Annotated in this window: 14 protein-coding genes and 1 pseudogene; 9 read left to right on the plus strand and 6 right to left on the minus strand. The window is 52.2% G+C overall.

What is annotated here, in order from left to right; all coding sequences use genetic code 11:
- Window positions 1–78: 78 nt before the first annotated feature.
- The 5 genes from ACQE3Y_RS06940 to ACQE3Y_RS06960 all read right to left on the minus strand — a co-directional run bounded on the left by ACQE3Y_RS06940 (window position 79) and on the right by ACQE3Y_RS06960 (window position 4,945).
- Window positions 79–528 carry an Hcp family type VI secretion system effector gene (locus ACQE3Y_RS06940; protein ID WP_426981162.1) on the minus strand — a complete coding sequence of 150 codons (450 nt, stop codon included), beginning with the start codon at window positions 526–528 and terminating at the stop codon, window positions 79–81.
- Window positions 529–682: 154 nt separating this feature from the next.
- On the minus strand, window positions 683–1,144 hold the full coding sequence (locus ACQE3Y_RS06945) for a DUF943 family protein (protein ID WP_426981163.1): 462 nt from the start codon (window positions 1,142–1,144) through the stop codon (window positions 683–685).
- On the minus strand, window positions 1,141–1,983 hold the full coding sequence (locus ACQE3Y_RS06950) for a YPO3983 family protein (RefSeq protein ID WP_426981164.1): 843 nt from the start codon (window positions 1,981–1,983) through the stop codon (window positions 1,141–1,143). Before ACQE3Y_RS06950 ends, ACQE3Y_RS06945 begins: the two co-directional genes overlap by 4 nt.
- Window positions 1,984–2,202: 219 nt before the next feature.
- Window positions 2,203–3,342 (minus strand): glycoside hydrolase family 88/105 protein, encoded by a 1,140-nt coding sequence (locus ACQE3Y_RS06955; RefSeq protein ID WP_426981195.1) that lies wholly within the window; start codon window positions 3,340–3,342, stop codon window positions 2,203–2,205.
- Window positions 3,343–3,352: 10 nt separating this feature from the next.
- Window positions 3,353–4,945: an MFS transporter gene (locus ACQE3Y_RS06960; protein WP_426974356.1), complete on the minus strand. Its 1,593-nt coding sequence runs from the start codon at window positions 4,943–4,945 to the stop codon at window positions 3,353–3,355.
- Window positions 4,946–5,308: 363 nt separating this feature from the next.
- Between ACQE3Y_RS06960 and hinT the strand changes: the two genes are divergently transcribed.
- The 7 genes from hinT to ACQE3Y_RS06995 all read left to right on the plus strand — a co-directional run bounded on the left by hinT (window position 5,309) and on the right by ACQE3Y_RS06995 (window position 10,678).
- The gene (gene hinT, locus ACQE3Y_RS06965) at window positions 5,309–5,659 is read left to right on the plus strand and encodes a purine nucleoside phosphoramidase (protein ID WP_085072095.1); all 351 of its coding nucleotides are present in this window, start codon (window positions 5,309–5,311) and stop codon (window positions 5,657–5,659) included.
- Between the two features lie 20 nt (window positions 5,660–5,679).
- Complete coding sequence (locus tag ACQE3Y_RS06970; RefSeq protein ID WP_426981166.1) at window positions 5,680–6,048, plus strand: YcfL family protein; 369 nt, start codon at window positions 5,680–5,682, stop codon at window positions 6,046–6,048.
- A gap of 41 nt (window positions 6,049–6,089) precedes the next feature.
- Entirely contained in the window at window positions 6,090–6,665 is a 576-nt protein-coding gene (gene lpoB, locus ACQE3Y_RS06975; RefSeq protein ID WP_426981196.1) for a penicillin-binding protein activator LpoB, read from the plus strand.
- The gene (gene thiK / locus ACQE3Y_RS06980) at window positions 6,625–7,476 is read left to right on the plus strand and encodes a thiamine kinase (RefSeq protein WP_426974358.1); all 852 of its coding nucleotides are present in this window, start codon (window positions 6,625–6,627) and stop codon (window positions 7,474–7,476) included. Before lpoB ends, thiK begins: the two co-directional genes overlap by 41 nt.
- A gap of 57 nt (window positions 7,477–7,533) precedes the next feature.
- Window positions 7,534–8,571 (plus strand): beta-N-acetylhexosaminidase, encoded by a 1,038-nt coding sequence (nagZ, locus tag ACQE3Y_RS06985; RefSeq protein ID WP_426981167.1) that lies wholly within the window; start codon window positions 7,534–7,536, stop codon window positions 8,569–8,571.
- 38 nt (window positions 8,572–8,609) lie between these two features.
- Window positions 8,610–9,152 (plus strand): alpha/beta hydrolase YcfP, encoded by a 543-nt coding sequence (ycfP, locus tag ACQE3Y_RS06990; RefSeq protein ID WP_426981168.1) that lies wholly within the window; start codon window positions 8,610–8,612, stop codon window positions 9,150–9,152.
- Between the two features lie 221 nt (window positions 9,153–9,373).
- Window positions 9,374–10,678, plus strand: coding sequence for an NAD(P)/FAD-dependent oxidoreductase (locus ACQE3Y_RS06995; RefSeq protein ID WP_426974362.1), 1,305 nt, complete (start codon window positions 9,374–9,376; stop codon window positions 10,676–10,678).
- A 59-nt stretch (window positions 10,679–10,737) separates the two neighbouring features.
- Here ACQE3Y_RS06995 and ACQE3Y_RS07000 read toward each other — a convergent pair.
- Window positions 10,738–10,908, minus strand: a pseudogene (locus tag ACQE3Y_RS07000) (alpha/beta fold hydrolase); the annotation flags it as partial.
- A gap of 488 nt (window positions 10,909–11,396) precedes the next feature.
- On the opposite strand from ACQE3Y_RS07000, the gene ACQE3Y_RS07005 reads away from it, so the two are divergent.
- On the plus strand, window positions 11,397–11,945 hold the full coding sequence (locus ACQE3Y_RS07005; protein WP_426974363.1) for a glycine zipper 2TM domain-containing protein: 549 nt from the start codon (window positions 11,397–11,399) through the stop codon (window positions 11,943–11,945).
- A 576-nt stretch (window positions 11,946–12,521) separates the two neighbouring features.
- Window positions 12,522–14,231, plus strand: a complete 1,710-nt coding sequence (locus ACQE3Y_RS07010) for a ShlB/FhaC/HecB family hemolysin secretion/activation protein (RefSeq protein WP_426974364.1) — start codon at window positions 12,522–12,524, stop codon at window positions 14,229–14,231.
- The last annotated feature ends 43 nt before the right edge of the window (window positions 14,232–14,274 follow it).

Below are 14,274 nucleotides of genomic sequence, written 5' to 3' on the forward strand. Positions count from 1 at the left end.
CCACCGCGAAAACCGGATAAAAGCGGCTTCGGCTCGTTTTTTTATGGCTGTGATTAATGGCTGAGCCACCATTCACCATCAGAAACAGGATGAGGAGTTTTTAATATCCCAGCCCATACGGCTTTCCGCACCTTTAATTCCAGCAGCGGTCTGCTCCCAGTACTGGAACTTCACCTTGTCTGCCTGAAATTCATACATGACCCGATTAATGTTTTCGAAATTAACCTCAGAGATAATAACATTTTCCAGGGTTACCCGGCACGATTCGATCATTCCGTCACCCGCTTTACAGAGCGAAAGCTGTACCTTTTTAATCAGGTTGCCGTTTGAGGCAAATAATAGTGCGCCTGAGGTAGCTTTATCGATATAACAGTGGGCTGCCAGATTACGATAGCAGGCTTTTCCTGGCCCTCTGCCTTCGTTTCTTCTTACTCCCCAGGAATAGCTCTTTACATCAATCCAGCCCTGATGAGCGGCATCCTTTGCCTCACCGCTAATACCGTCTATTTTTAAAAATATGCTTTCCATACATTTCCTTTGCTGTTATGCCCGGTTCACGCTCCTGGGCTCCATGAGATACCTCGCCTTTGTTAGCGGCGGCTCTTGTTACACGGGGTCTGATACTTTCTGCAAGTGCGAACTTTTGCGCTTTACTGGAAAAAAAGAGAGTAATAAATTTCATTTAATGGGAAGGTCGCTTTACTATCTTTCCGCTATCGGTTAACTGGTAATAACCTTCGTTTGCCAGGAAATAGAGGCCGCTATTGCCGCCATCGCTAACCGTGAATGCTTTATCCTTTTCTATACAGTTTTTTTCTGTTTTCATCTCTCTGAAGCAGAGCCTGTCATACTTCCCTTCTTCCATATAGCCGTCGCCGAAGTACCAGAAAACGATGCTATAGCTGCCGTAAGAGGATATTTTTGGAATGCCGTAACGCTGCTTAAGAATATCTCTGTTTTCCAGCCACCAGCTTATCTTTCCCCGCGCGGTGACAGGGAAATTGTCTACCAGCACATCACTGTAATGCCCGTCATAATGAACCGCAATAATATTTACCGGGCGTAGGTTAAGCCAGAGTATATAACTCAAAATTACTGCTGTAATAGCTAATATTGGCCAAGTGATTTTTTTGTTTTTTATCATTTTTTTATCTCTCCGTTGATTTCAATTGTAGCGTTAAGATGGGTTATAAAAGGTTTGAAACCAAAACGATGGTATCGTTGCAGCACAAACCAGATGCGGAAGAAGCGAAACAGGTTAAACTTCGCGTTTAATATGTCGTGAGCATCCAGACCAAAATGATCCTGTATTTTATAATTCACTGCAGCCCGGTAATAGCTAGCATTAACATGAATAGATTCAATAGTGATATGTGTGGCCCAGGTATCATGTACGGTTATGCCCATACCGTTGATATTATCCTGAAACCGGTCAAATTTTGGTAGTTTACTTTTTGAAACGGCTTTTTTTAATTCTTCTGCTTTTTCTGCAGGGTAATAGCCCTTATTCAGTGTTATATAACCGCTCAATACTTCCTGCAATCGCAGACGTGTACTGTTTTCGGATGATTCATCATTCATAATATGCATTCGCAGCGCGCTATTCAGATATTCACTGCTAAACGGCGCACCTTCACCCTGCTGCATATGGGTAATCATCTCTTCGATAAGATATTTGTAAGGGCCATAAATGGCAAAAGCCTGCGACAGATGGCGCATTTCATCAAAAAGAATAGCGGCGCACTCGGCAACGGAATGTTTTGCGCCTGCGCCCCGGGAGCCATAAAATCGTGAATGCGGCTGCCTGAGCGGGGTAATTTCCGTCAGGGTGTACGGATCAATGCGGGTGGAAACATCATGCAGGTGAAAATCATTTTTTAACTGCGATTCGGTAAGATCGCCGTAGCGCATATCTTCGGCGCTATAGTCGTCCATTCTTTTTTGTGTTTCAAATATTCGGCAGGGAAACGGTAATGCAGACATAGTGATACCTTCCTTGTGTCACGCTCCTGAGTCACAAAATGATAATATGCCTCAACAGAATCTGTGTAAATAATGAACAGCGTTACTGATAAGCGTAACGTTGGTTTTTTCAGGTGAGAGCAGGGCAGGCTGCGCTGGCTGTGAATGCGGCAGCGTTAGGCGGGAAAGGGAAAAGTAGCGAAGAGCGACCCCGTACGGGGCCGCTGGTTAATCAGGAATTTAAAGATAAACGCGCAGATATTCTGTCAGGCAGAGCAGGGCCATCGCCTGACCATAGGGCATAGAGGTCAGCGGTATCTGGCGGTAATAATCGAGATCGCTGCCCATTGCGGTGCCGAAAGAGACCTGCGTCAGCTCGCCATCGCTGTTGATATGCTGCATCACGCCTTTTACCGCCTGTTCCGCCATTGGCAGATAGTCACGCGACAGATAACGCTTACGCATCGCCTTTAATATGCCGTAGGCGAAGCCAGCAGTGGCGGACGCTTCCAGATAGCTGTCACGATCGTCCAGCAGGGTATGCCACAGGCCGCTTTCATGCTGCCACTGGCGCAGCGCCGCCACCTGGCTTTCCAGGACCTGCTGCAGGAAACGGCGCGTTGCGTGCTGTTCCGGCCATGCCATCAGCTCAATAAACTCCGGGATGACGATGGTGAGCCAGCTATTACCACGCGCCCAGCGCGCTTTGGCAAAATTGTGGCGGCCTTCAAAGGTCCAGCCGTGGAACCACAGGCCAGTTTCGCGATCCATCAGATATTGCACATGCAATAAAAATTGATAGCTTGCTTCCTCAACATATTCCGGGCGGTTGAGCAGCTTGCCGATCTTCGCCAGCGGCAACACACTCATCATCAGCGTATCGTCCCACAGCTGCTGATGATTCTCATTGTTATAAACAATATGCTGCAGGCCGCCCTGTTCCGTACGCGGCATTTCATACATCACCCATTCAGCCCAACGCTCCAGCACCGGCAGCAGCGCAGGATTGCGCGTCTCTTCATAGCGATAAGCGAGGGTTAACAGCGGGCAAACGGTATTGACGTTTTTGGTTGGCGTGCCTTCTGCCAGCCGCTCACGGAACCAGTCATCAATAATCGCCAGCGTTTTTGTGTCGCCCGTTTGCTGATAGTAGTGATACATACCATACAGCCCGATGCCGTGTGTCCATTCCCAGCCGGCCCAGCCTTTGGTATCGATCACCCGGCCATCGTCCAGACGCAACAGAAACTCGCCGCTCTGATCAGTGATTGCCACCAGGTTGTCGGTTAGCTTTTCAATCAGCGTTACCAGTTCGGGACGCGGCACCAGAAATTCAGGCTGACGCAGCAGAGCGCTATGCTTTACAGGAAATACCGTCATCATTCAGATCCTATCGTTTTAACGTATGTGGTTGCACCACGCCCACAGCCTGAGCAGGCCGTAGCGGCGGTGCCGGGGATTTATGGCGATTAAGAAAGCCTATGTTGTTGTTGCCCCAAAGGTTTTCATAAGGCATTCCGGCCAGCGTTTCCACCGTCGCACGCGCTGCAGGCGTCAGGCTCTCTGGCACTGGACGTCCTGCCTGGCGCATTTTTTGGGTCTCTTCTCGCAGTACTGAATGTGTCTGCAGATTCAGGCGAAAGCGCAGAGAGATAAAGAAGCCGATCGCCAGTACGCACAGCGTACCCACGCTCAGAATCAACAGAATGGTGTGCTGAACGTTATCGCTCTGATTAGCCTGACCGGAAACGAAGCCGGAAAGCTGTAAGACAATCCCCACCAGCATCACCGCGCCAGCCTGCGAAGCCTTACGCGTTAACGTCATGATGCCGGCGAAAATCCCTTCGCGACGCTGGCCGGTGATCACCTCGTCAACATCCGCGATATAGGTGTAGATATTCCACGGCACATAGTTGATGCCACCGCGACCCAGGCCGGCCAGCGCAGAGATCAGCACCAGCAGCGTCATGTTATCGTTCATGCCGGTATACCAGAGCCCCGCATAAGAGAGGGCGCTCAGACCAAACAGCGTCACAACCAGACGATAGGAAGGTGCGGGTCCAAGGCGAATACAGAGCGGGATCATGCCCATCACAGCGATAAATTGCAGAATGGCCATCGTTCCCATCAGGTTGGAAGCGATCTGCGCGCTCTGCATCAGCACGAAAACCACATACCAGGTAAAGACTGCATTAAACACATCCTGTGCAATATAGCCGCCGAGGTACATGCCCAGATGCTGGCGGAAAATACGGATGCGAAGGGTAGAGGCCAGTTCGACATACAGACGCTTCAGGCTTTGTGCCAGCGTCAGCTGCTGTTTTTCCGCCTCAGCGCGGCGTGACTCTTCAGAAAAATCTTCTGGTGCGCGTTCCCAGGTGAAAAACCACACCAGCGTCAGCACAATGGCGCAAATCACCGAAAATACCAGGCTGGCATAAAAGAAGGAGACGGCGTTATCTTTGCCGAAGTGATTGATCAGCACGCCCGGCAGGAAAGCGGCCAGAATAGCGGAAAGCTGCGCCAGTGCGATACGTGCGCCGGAAAACTTGGTTTTCTTTTTGAAATCGTCGGTCATTTCCGGAACCAGCGTTTCATAAGGCACCAGAATCATGGTGTAGACAATATCAAACAGCAGATAGGTCAGCAGGTAGTAGAGGTAACTCATATCGCCGACCCACATCAGGCTATAGCTGAATACGCAGGGAATGCCGAGCAGAATAAAGAATTTGCGGCGTCCAAAGCGCTTGCCGAGTCGGGTAGAGCCAAAGTTATCGGTAAGGAAGCCCATCAGCGGGCTGACCACTGCATCCAGCACGCGCGCCATAGCAAAGATAAAGGTTGCTTCAATCGGCGTCAGGCCACAGAAAGTGGTATAGAAATAGAGCAGCCACGCTGCTGTCAGGGCTGTAGTGCCGGCACCCAGGAAGTCGCCCGATCCATAAGCCAGGTAATGCCGTAAACCAATTTTACGCACTGGCATTGTTAATCTCCTCGTCATAACCATTAAAAAACGCACGGATTCCGACAGCTCAGACGGATTACCCCAGAAGGTAGAATGGCGGGAGAGGGCAAACCTTCGCGTTTTGGTTAAGAAAAGGCATTGAGTGGCAAAAAAACAAAGGAAAACCTGCCCTGCCTCTAATTTATAAAACGGTGTTTTATTTTTGTCAGGAGAAGCCTGTGAGAATGCGAAAGGCCGCACAAAAAATCGGCCCGCCTGTCAGGTCTGTACAAAAAAGTGGCACTACGGCAGGTGAAACAAAAGAAAAACAGCAGGAAGGTTGAAAGAAAACGAAATTCTCGCTCATACTCCATGCTTACGTCTCTGCTAAGGATATGCATCATGGCTGAAGAAACTATTTTCAGTAAAATTATTCGTCGTGAAATTCCGGCCGATATTGTTTATCAGGATGAACTGGTAACGGCTTTTCGGGATATTTCTCCCAAAGCGCCAACCCATGTATTGATTGTGCCGAATATTTTAATCCCGACCGCTAACAATGTCAGCGAAGCACATGAGCAGGCCATGGGACGTATGTTCACCGTGGCGGCAAAAATCGCTAAAAAGGAAGGCATTGCTGAGGATGGTTACCGACTGATTGTTAACTGCAATCGTCATGGCGGCCAGGAAGTTTATCATATCCATATGCACCTGGTCGGTGGTTGCCCACTGGGGCCGATGCTAAGCCTTTAATTAACGTGCGGAACGCCATCATGCGCGCTTTACTAACCAGTTTGTCGCTGGTACTGACGCTAACTGCCTGTAGCAGCGATAAACCGGTGATTGATACGTCACAATCGCTGATTATGGAATCGTCCGTGCTCTCGGCGGGAATTTTGCCCAGCAAGCCCACCCTTTCTGAGCAGGCCGGACAACAGCGGGCGGTAAGCACGCTGGAGAATCAGCAAGATACGCCGGTTACCGTGTACTATCGTTTCTACTGGTATGATGATAAAGGCCTGGAAATCCAGCCTTTTGAAGCGCCCCGCACGCTGGTAGTTCCTGCAAATCAGCGGGTTGAAATCAGTTCGCAGATGGGCAATCTGATGGCCAGTAAAGTTCGTCTCTATGTTTATTTGTAAGGGGAAATACTGTGTTCAGGCGTTTAAAACTCTCCGGCGTCATGCTGCTGGCATTCGTTTTGGCGGGCTGTATTAATAATCAACAGCAACAACCACCGGCACCGGTGGAACCCGTGCAGCCATCGACGCCGCCGGTTGTGGTCCAGCCGCCGCCGATTACCAGTCCGCAGCCGGGCGAAACGGTGCCGCAGCCGCCGAAGCTAAAAACCATAAACTGGGATGCCAGCGTACAGCCGCTGGTGGCGCAGATGCTACAGGCCCAGGGCATCACATCCGGCAGCGTATTGCTGGTGGATCGGATCAAGAACAGCACTAATGGCAGCCTGCAAACCGCGAAAGCAACAGCGGCGCTGCAAAATGCCCTGGCAAGCAATAATACCTTTACGCTGGTTACCCAGCAGCAGCTGATGCAGGCAAGGCAAACGCTGGGGCTATCGCCTGAAGACAGCCTGAATTCACGTAGCAAAGCGATCGGCCTGGCGCGCTACGTTGGCGCGCAGTATGTGCTTTACAGTAATGCGCGGGGCGACATAAAAGCGCCTGAACTGCAGATGCAGCTGATGCTGGTGCAAACCGGTGAAATCATCTGGTCAGGAAATGGCAGCGTCCAGCATTGATACCGCCCTGCAGGCGCTGATTGAACGCCTCCAACCGGTAGCTTCGTCTGCCGGTTATTTTTATCCGCTAAACGGCCTTACCGGGCTATCCGGAAAAGTGGTATGCGGCCAGCAATGCTGGCTGGCGCGCCGAATCCCACATCAGCCGATCCCTTTTATCTCTCGCCGACGTGAATGGCATCTGCTACGGGGTTTAACCGCCAGCGGACTGGCGCCCCATGCGCTGGCGATCGATCGGCGCTGGCTGCTGCTGGAGTGGCTGCCGGGCGAGACGCTGGCGGAAGGGGAATTTCTGGCTCGTCAGTCTGAACTGGTTACGCTGTTAACACGGTTGCATCATCAGCCGCTTAGCGGTTATCGGCTACAGCTGCTGCCATTATTGCACCACTATTGGCAGCAGTGCCGTCAACGCAATCCGCGCTGGCTGCGACGACTACGTCAGCTGGCGCGTCAGGGAGAACCGCTGCCGCTGCGGCTGGGACTGCTGCATATGGATATCCATCCGGGCAACCTGCTGGCCCATCCCGACGGCTTGCGGCTGATTGACTGGGAGTATGCCGCCGATGGCGATATAGCGCTGGAACTGGCTGCTATCATCAGCGGCAACGGGCTGAACGCTGCGCAACGCGCGACGCTTCTGGCTGATTATGCCTGCAGTAATCGTCTGGATCTCAGGGCGCTTAAGCGGCAGGTCAGGCTTTGGCAGCCCTGGCTACATCTGTTGATGGCCAGCTGGTATCAGCTGCGCTGGGAGCAGAGTGGCGATTCGGCGCTGCATCAACGGGCCATTGCCGCCTGGCGACAAATTTAGCGCGCTGTTTCTGCATTCCGGCTATGATGTGCGCCAGTTTTTACAGGAGGAATCATCATGTCGATACCCGGTCCGGTAATGTTGGACGTGGCAAGCTATGAGCTGGACGCCGAAGAGCGCGAAATTCTGGCGCACCCGCTGGTGGGCGGGCTGATTTTATTCGCGCGTAACTATCACGATCCCGCTCAACTGAGTGAACTGGTGCGTCAGATCCGCACCGCATCTCATGCGCGGCTGGTGGTCGCGGTCGATCAGGAAGGCGGGCGGGTGCAGCGCTTTCGTGACGGCTTTACCAACCTACCGGCCATGCAGTCCTTTGCCGCGCTGAACAGCCCGGAGCAGGCGGACACGCTGGCACAGGAGGCGGGCTGGCTAATGGCGGCGGAGATGATGGCAATGGATATCGATATCAGCTTTGCGCCGGTACTGGATATTGGACATGTCAGCGCCGCGATTGGTGACCGCGCTTTCCATGAAGATCCCGCTATTGCGTTGCGTGTGGCGCGCTGTTTTATTGCGGGTATGCACGAAGCTGGCATGAAAACCACCGGCAAACACTTTCCCGGTCATGGCGCCGTCACCGCTGACTCACATAAAGAGACGCCGCGCGATGAGCGCGATAAGGCCACTATCCGCCAGCACGACATGGCCATTTTTCAGCAGTTGATCGATGAGAACGCGCTGGACGCGATTATGCCGGCGCACGTTATCTACTCGCAGGTAGACCCGCGCCCGGCCAGCGGCTCTTCATACTGGCTGAAGCAGGTACTGCGTACTGAACTGGGCTTTAACGGCATTATCTTCTCTGACGATTTATCGATGGAGGGAGCGGCGATTATGGGCAGCTACGCGGAGCGCGCGCGCGCCTCGCTGGATGCTGGCTGCGATATGATTCTGGTGTGCAACGATCGTAAAGGCGCGGTTAGCGTGCTGGATAACCTGCCGCCGATCAAAGCAGAGCAGGTTAGCCGCCTGTATCATCGTGGAACATTTAACCGCCAGCAGCTGCTTGATTCTGCGCGTTGGCAGCGCGCCAGCCAACAGCTGAGCGCATTACAGGCGCGCTGGCTGGAGCACAAGGCGTCGGGTAACTAACAGGAAACCCGGCAGGCTAAGTAACGGTGAGGATAGCCATGATTATTTATCTGCACGGTTTCGATTCCACTAGTCCGGGTAACCATGAAAAAGTTTTGCAGCTGCAGTTTATCGATCCTGATGTGCGGCTGCTGAGCTACAGCACACGCCATCCGAAACATGATATGCAGCATCTGCTGAAAGAGACCGATAAGATGCTGATGCTGAATGTCGATGAACGGCCACTGATTTGCGGCGTCGGTCTGGGAGCCTTCTGGGCTGAGCGCATTGGTTTTTTATGTGATATTCGCCAGGTGATGGTTAACCCTAATCTTTGGCCGCAGGAAAACATGGCGGGCAAAATCGATCGGCCGGAAGAGTATCTTGATATTGCTACCAAGTGCGTAAGTAATTTCCGCGAGAAAAACCGCGACCGCTGCCTGACGCTGCTTTCGCGCCACGACGGTATCCTTGACAACCAACGCACGGCAGAGGCGCTGCAACCCTGGTATGAAATTGTCTGGGATGAAAAGCAGCCGCATAAATTCCCCAGCTTTTCTCCCCACTTACAGCGTATTAAAGCGTTTAAAACTCTCGGCTAATGCCTGTTTAGCGGGATGATTGCCCGACAATCGCCCGCTTTTTTTATGGGCAATAATCCGACTTATTGCAGTAAAATTGATCTGTATCAAATTTGGTATGACCAACTTACCCCGCCATGTTATTCTGACTCCAGCTCGCGATTTAACTTCGCAACCCTATGTTAACTAAGGTTTTTGTTAACCTTTGGTTAACTTTTGGTTTACATTTTAAGGGGGTCATTTTGACTACACCGTTGAAAAAAATTGTTATCGTTGGTGGGGGAGCCGGTGGTCTGGAGCTGGCAACGCAGCTGGGGCACAAGCTGGGTCGCCGTCAGAAAGCGGAAATTACGCTGGTCGATCGCAACCATAGTCATTTATGGAAACCGCTGCTGCATGAAGTGGCAACCGGATCGCTGGATGAAGGTATCGATGCGCTCAGCTACCTGGCCCATGCGCGTAATCACCACTTCCAGTTCCAGCTGGGGTCGCTCACCGATATCGATCGGGAAAACAAGCGGCTACAGCTGGCGGAAATTCGTGATGCGCAGGGCGAAGTGCTGGTCCCGGCGCGTGAAGTGCCTTACGACACGCTGGTTATGGCGCTGGGCAGCACCTCGAATGATTTCGGTACGCCGGGCGTGAAAGATCACTGCATCTTCCTCGATAACCCGCATCAGGCGCAGCGTTTCCATAATGAAATGCTTAACCTGTTCCTGAAGTATTCCGCCAATGCCGACCGGCAGGGGAAAATCAATATTGCGATTGTTGGCGGCGGCGCAACGGGCGTTGAGCTTTCCGCTGAGCTGCATAACGCAGTTAAACAGCTGCACAGTTACGGCTACAAAGGGCTGGATAATCAAGTGCTGAACGTTACGCTGGTCGAAGCGGGCGAACGCATTCTGCCAGCGCTGCCGGCACGCATTTCTGCAGCGGCGCATCAGGAACTGACCAAACTGGGTGTGCAGGTGCTGACGCAAACCATGGTCACCAGCGCGGATAAACATGGCCTGCATACCAAAAGCGGCGACTTTATCGAAGCGGATCTGATGGTCTGGGCAGCGGGCATCAAAGCGCCAGATTTTATGAAAGATATCGGCGGACTGGAAACCAACCGTATTAATCAGCTGGTGGTGAAAGAGACGCTGCAAACCACGCTGGATGACGATATCTACGCCATCGGCGACTGCGCCTCCTGCGCGCTGCCGTCCGGCGGATTTGTGCCGCCGCGTGCGCAGTCGGCACATCAGATGGCTTCGAAGGCGCTGGAAAATATCCTGGCGCAAATGCGTCAGCAGCCGCTGAAGCCTTATGTTTATAAAGATCACGGCTCGCTGGTTTCGCTCTCCCGGTTCAGTACTGTAGGCAGCCTGATGGGTAACCTGATGCGTGGTTCAATGATGGTGGAAGGACGTATCGCGCGTTTCGTCTACATCTCGCTTTATCGTATGCACCAGATTGCGCTGCACGGCTACTTTAAAACCGGTCTGATGATGCTGGTGGGCAGCATCAACCGGGTGATCCGTCCACGCCTGAAGCTGCATTAATTTCCCGCAGCTAAGGCAGCCTGTGCTTCAACACGGGCTGCCTCTTTCCTGATACTGCGTTAAATAAAAAATGCGCTTAGCTCGCTGGCAACGGCCTGCGGCTGCTCTTCCGGTAAAAAATGGCCGCAGTGCGGCACCAAAATTCCGGTAACCTCTTCGGCAAAAGCGCGCAGCGGCGTAGCCATATCAGGAATCGAGCCAAATTCAGCGCTGACAGCCAGCATCGGTACTTACTCCGCCAGCAAACGCGTGTCGTAACCGGTAAGGCTACGATCGCTGCGCTGGTCTGACGAAGCGGAGCCGTGGATATGATGTTTGATCCGCGATTGTCCATAGTGAATTCCTCTGTTTTCTGGCTTACCGACATAGCAAAGATTGATTTAGAAAATTTTGTTTCCTCAACGGGACAGAAATTTCCCGGGCCCGTAAATCACGAACCGGGCGGGCGTGAAATATTTATGTGACCGGCGTGGCGTTAAAGTAAAAAAGGGAGGGGCAACATTGTTATGGGCAACGCGCTGATGGCTAAGAACTCTCTGAAAAGCCTTTGTTTATCCGGCTTTAGCGCTTTTCCTCCCTTTATCTGATTGCTGGTTTTCGTCTGCATCTGCACAATTTTTATCAATTACCACGGCGAGTCGCGCACGCCGAGTAGGGCTTACTGCCAGGGAACCGGCAGCAGCAGGATTGCGCGGTAACATAGTCAGGAGGTTTTCCTGTGAATAAATCAATGATAGCGGGTATGGGTATTGGTGTGGTTGCTGCTCTGGGCGTGGCTGCCGTTGCCAGTATGAATGTGTTTAATCCGGCTCCCCAATACGCACAGGTTATTTCCGCAACGCCCATCAAGGAAACGATCAAGAACCCACGGCAGGAGTGCCGTAACGTGACGCTTACCCATCGTCGGGCGGTACAGGATGAGAATCGTATCGCTGGCTCAGTACTGGGCGCGGTGGCTGGCGGGGTACTGGGTCACCAGTTTGGCGGCGGGCGCGGTAAGGATGTGGCAACAGTAGCGGGCGCGCTGGCAGGCGGCTATGCCGGTAATCAGGTTCAGGGCAGTCTGCAGGATCGTGATACTTACACCACCACTGAACAGCGTTGCAAAACGGTCTACGATAAGCAGGATAAAATGCTGGGCTATGACGTCACCTATAAAATTGGCGATCAGCAGGGAAAAATCCGTATGGAAAACGATCCCGGCACCCGCATTCCGCTGGATCGGAACGGGCAGCTCATCCTTAACAGCAACGGCAATCAGGCATAAGCTCTGACAGCATTTCGGCTGGGTACGGGCAACAACCAGAGCTGACAGGCCACACCTGCATAACGAGCCTCATTATTGTGATGAGGCTCGTTTTCAGTTTTATCGCTGAGTTGGTATCATCAACTTACCTGCTTCCGATAACGGTTCTTTTCGCCAACAGACATGCTGTATTCGCGCTAACCTCCGCTTTATTTAATTGAAAGAATAATATGATGCCGTTACGAAATTTGCGGACAGAGGTAAAGGAACATACGGGAGAGTATGTGGCACTTATTTATTGATGCTGATTAATTAAACAGGGTGATTATAATTAAAAATAATCAGTGTTATATTATTTTTATTTGCCTTAAGGTAATTTAAAACTCCGCGCGCTGCCTGATAATTAAAATAGATATAATTTATATTTTCTTGTTCCCGGATCTAAATAACATTATTTCGCGTACCCAGAAATGCTGTTTATAAACATTTCATAAACAGCCTGCGTAAATAAAGCGTATATTCTATTTTCTGTTTTTATCAGGGTGCATAATAGCGTTTCATACCTATTTGTTTACTCTTTACGCCGCCGGAATTAATATGCAGGGCCAGAAAAAAATACGCGTATCAGCGCCATCTGTCGCTGCGCTTGTTACTTTGTTTGTTGGCGTCGTTCAGGCCGCGCCGGGTGACGAACAAATACAGCATCAGCAAGAACAGCAAAAAGCCCGCCAACAACAATTGATGCCGCAAGCGCCTGATATTCGCCTGTCTAAGCCCGTACCCGTGCCTTCGCGCCTGGTTTTCCCGGACGAAACGCCTTGTTTTACCATTAAACAGGTTACGCTCTCTGGAAAAGAAACGTTACCTCACTGGGTTCCCCTGCAACGGCTTGCCGATCGGGCGACTGGCCACTGCCTGGGTGTGCAGGGCATCAATCAGCTGATGGGGACGCTGCAAAACCGACTAATCAACCACGGCTGGGTGACAACGCGTGTACTGGCGCCGCAGCAGGATTTGCGCGCTGGGGAGCTTAAGCTGCTGATAGTGGCCGGTAAAGTGCGCAACGTGACGCTAACGTCATCCTCTGCGCAGTATGCCAGTCTTTACCCCACCATGCCGGCGCACGCTGGCGCGCTGCTCGATTTGCGGGATATTGAACAGGGGTTGGAAAATTTGCAGCGTCTGCCGAGCGTGGAGGCGCATATGACGTTACGCCCTGGCGCCAAAGCGGGTGAAAGCGACATTATCATTGAACGTAAACAGCAGCGATTCTGGCGCCTGGGGTTCTGGCTGGATGATTCTGGTACGGAAAACACAGGGCGCTATCAGAGCGGCGTAATGCTGGCGCTGGATAATCCCACCTCGTTAAGCGATTTACTCTATTTCACTGCCAGCCGTGACCTGAGATTCGCTGGCAGGAAAAGCAGCAAAAATCTTTCTGGTCATTACTCGGTGCCGTTCGGCTATTGGCAATTCGGGATAACCGCCAGTGACTACGATTACCATCAGACAGTAGCCGGATACAACAATCTGGATGTGCTGTATGCCGGCAAAAGCCGCTTGCTGGATCTGCAGGTCAGTCGGGTACTGCACCGTAATGCCACTTCCAAAACGACCGCCAGCTACGATGTACTGGTTAAAGCGTCGCAAAATTTCATTAATAACACTGAAATCGCCAGCCAACAGCGTCGTACAAGCGCATGGCGGTTGGGGCTGACGCATCGGCACTACCTTGGCCCGGCGACGCTGGACGCGGGGGTGAGCTATCAGCGTGGAACTCGTTGGTTTGGCGCGCTACCTGCGTGGGAAGAAAGCTATGAGGATGATACCTGGGCCACCGCGCTCTCGAAAATCCTTACCTGGCAGGCGGCACTGACCACGCCCTTTTCGCTGGGCAACCAAAATTTCAGTTACAACATCCAATATCGTCGTCAGATGAGCAATACGCCATTAACGCCGCAGGATGAATTCGCCATCGGCAACCGATGGACGGTACGCGGATTCGACGGTGAAAGAACCCTGAGCGCCAGCCGGGGTTGGACGCTACAAAACACGCTGGCCTGGCAAACGCCGGTTCCGGCACAGGAGTTTTATCTGGGAGCAGACTATGGCGAGGTTGGCGGCAATCGTGCCACGCAGGGCGGATTGCCCGGCGGCCATCTGGCGGGTGGCGTAGCAGGCTTACGCGGCGGGATCGCACCGGCCAACATCAGCTATGACTTTTTTGCCGGTATCCCCCTCTCTAAGCCAGAGGGATTTAAAACCAATCCGGTTACGTACGGCTTTAGCCTGAACTGGAATTATTGAAAACCTGCTCACCGGGTATCTTGTCTGACAATGGACTGTGCGT

It is taken from the genome of Pantoea sp. FN0305 (assembly GCF_050113845.1).
Taxonomy (GTDB): Bacteria; Pseudomonadota; Gammaproteobacteria; order Enterobacterales; family Enterobacteriaceae; genus Mixta; species Mixta alhagi.

Bases quoted from the DNA above. Each gene is read 5' to 3' on its own strand.
- ACQE3Y_RS06970 (WP_426981166.1), top strand. From the start codon at position 5,680: ATGCGCGCTTTACTAACCAGTTTGTCGCTGGTACTGACGCTAACTGCC.
- ycfP (WP_426981168.1), top strand. From the start codon at position 8,610: ATGATTATTTATCTGCACGGTTTCGATTCCACTAGTCCGGGTAACCAT.
- lpoB (WP_426981196.1), top strand. From the start codon at position 6,090: ATGCTGCTGGCATTCGTTTTGGCGGGCTGTATTAATAATCAACAGCAA.
- ACQE3Y_RS06950 (WP_426981164.1), bottom strand. From the start codon at position 1,983: ATGTCTGCATTACCGTTTCCCTGCCGAATATTTGAAACACAAAAAAGA.
- ACQE3Y_RS07010 (WP_426974364.1), top strand. From the start codon at position 12,522: ATGCAGGGCCAGAAAAAAATACGCGTATCAGCGCCATCTGTCGCTGCG.
- nagZ (WP_426981167.1), top strand. From the start codon at position 7,534: ATGTCGATACCCGGTCCGGTAATGTTGGACGTGGCAAGCTATGAGCTG.
- ACQE3Y_RS06945 (WP_426981163.1), bottom strand. From the start codon at position 1,144: ATGATAAAAAACAAAAAAATCACTTGGCCAATATTAGCTATTACAGCA.
- ACQE3Y_RS06955 (WP_426981195.1), bottom strand. From the start codon at position 3,342: ATGACGGTATTTCCTGTAAAGCATAGCGCTCTGCTGCGTCAGCCTGAA.
- ACQE3Y_RS06940 (WP_426981162.1), bottom strand. From the start codon at position 528: ATGGAAAGCATATTTTTAAAAATAGACGGTATTAGCGGTGAGGCAAAG.
- ACQE3Y_RS06960 (WP_426974356.1), bottom strand. From the start codon at position 4,945: ATGCCAGTGCGTAAAATTGGTTTACGGCATTACCTGGCTTATGGATCG.
- hinT (WP_085072095.1), top strand. From the start codon at position 5,309: ATGGCTGAAGAAACTATTTTCAGTAAAATTATTCGTCGTGAAATTCCG.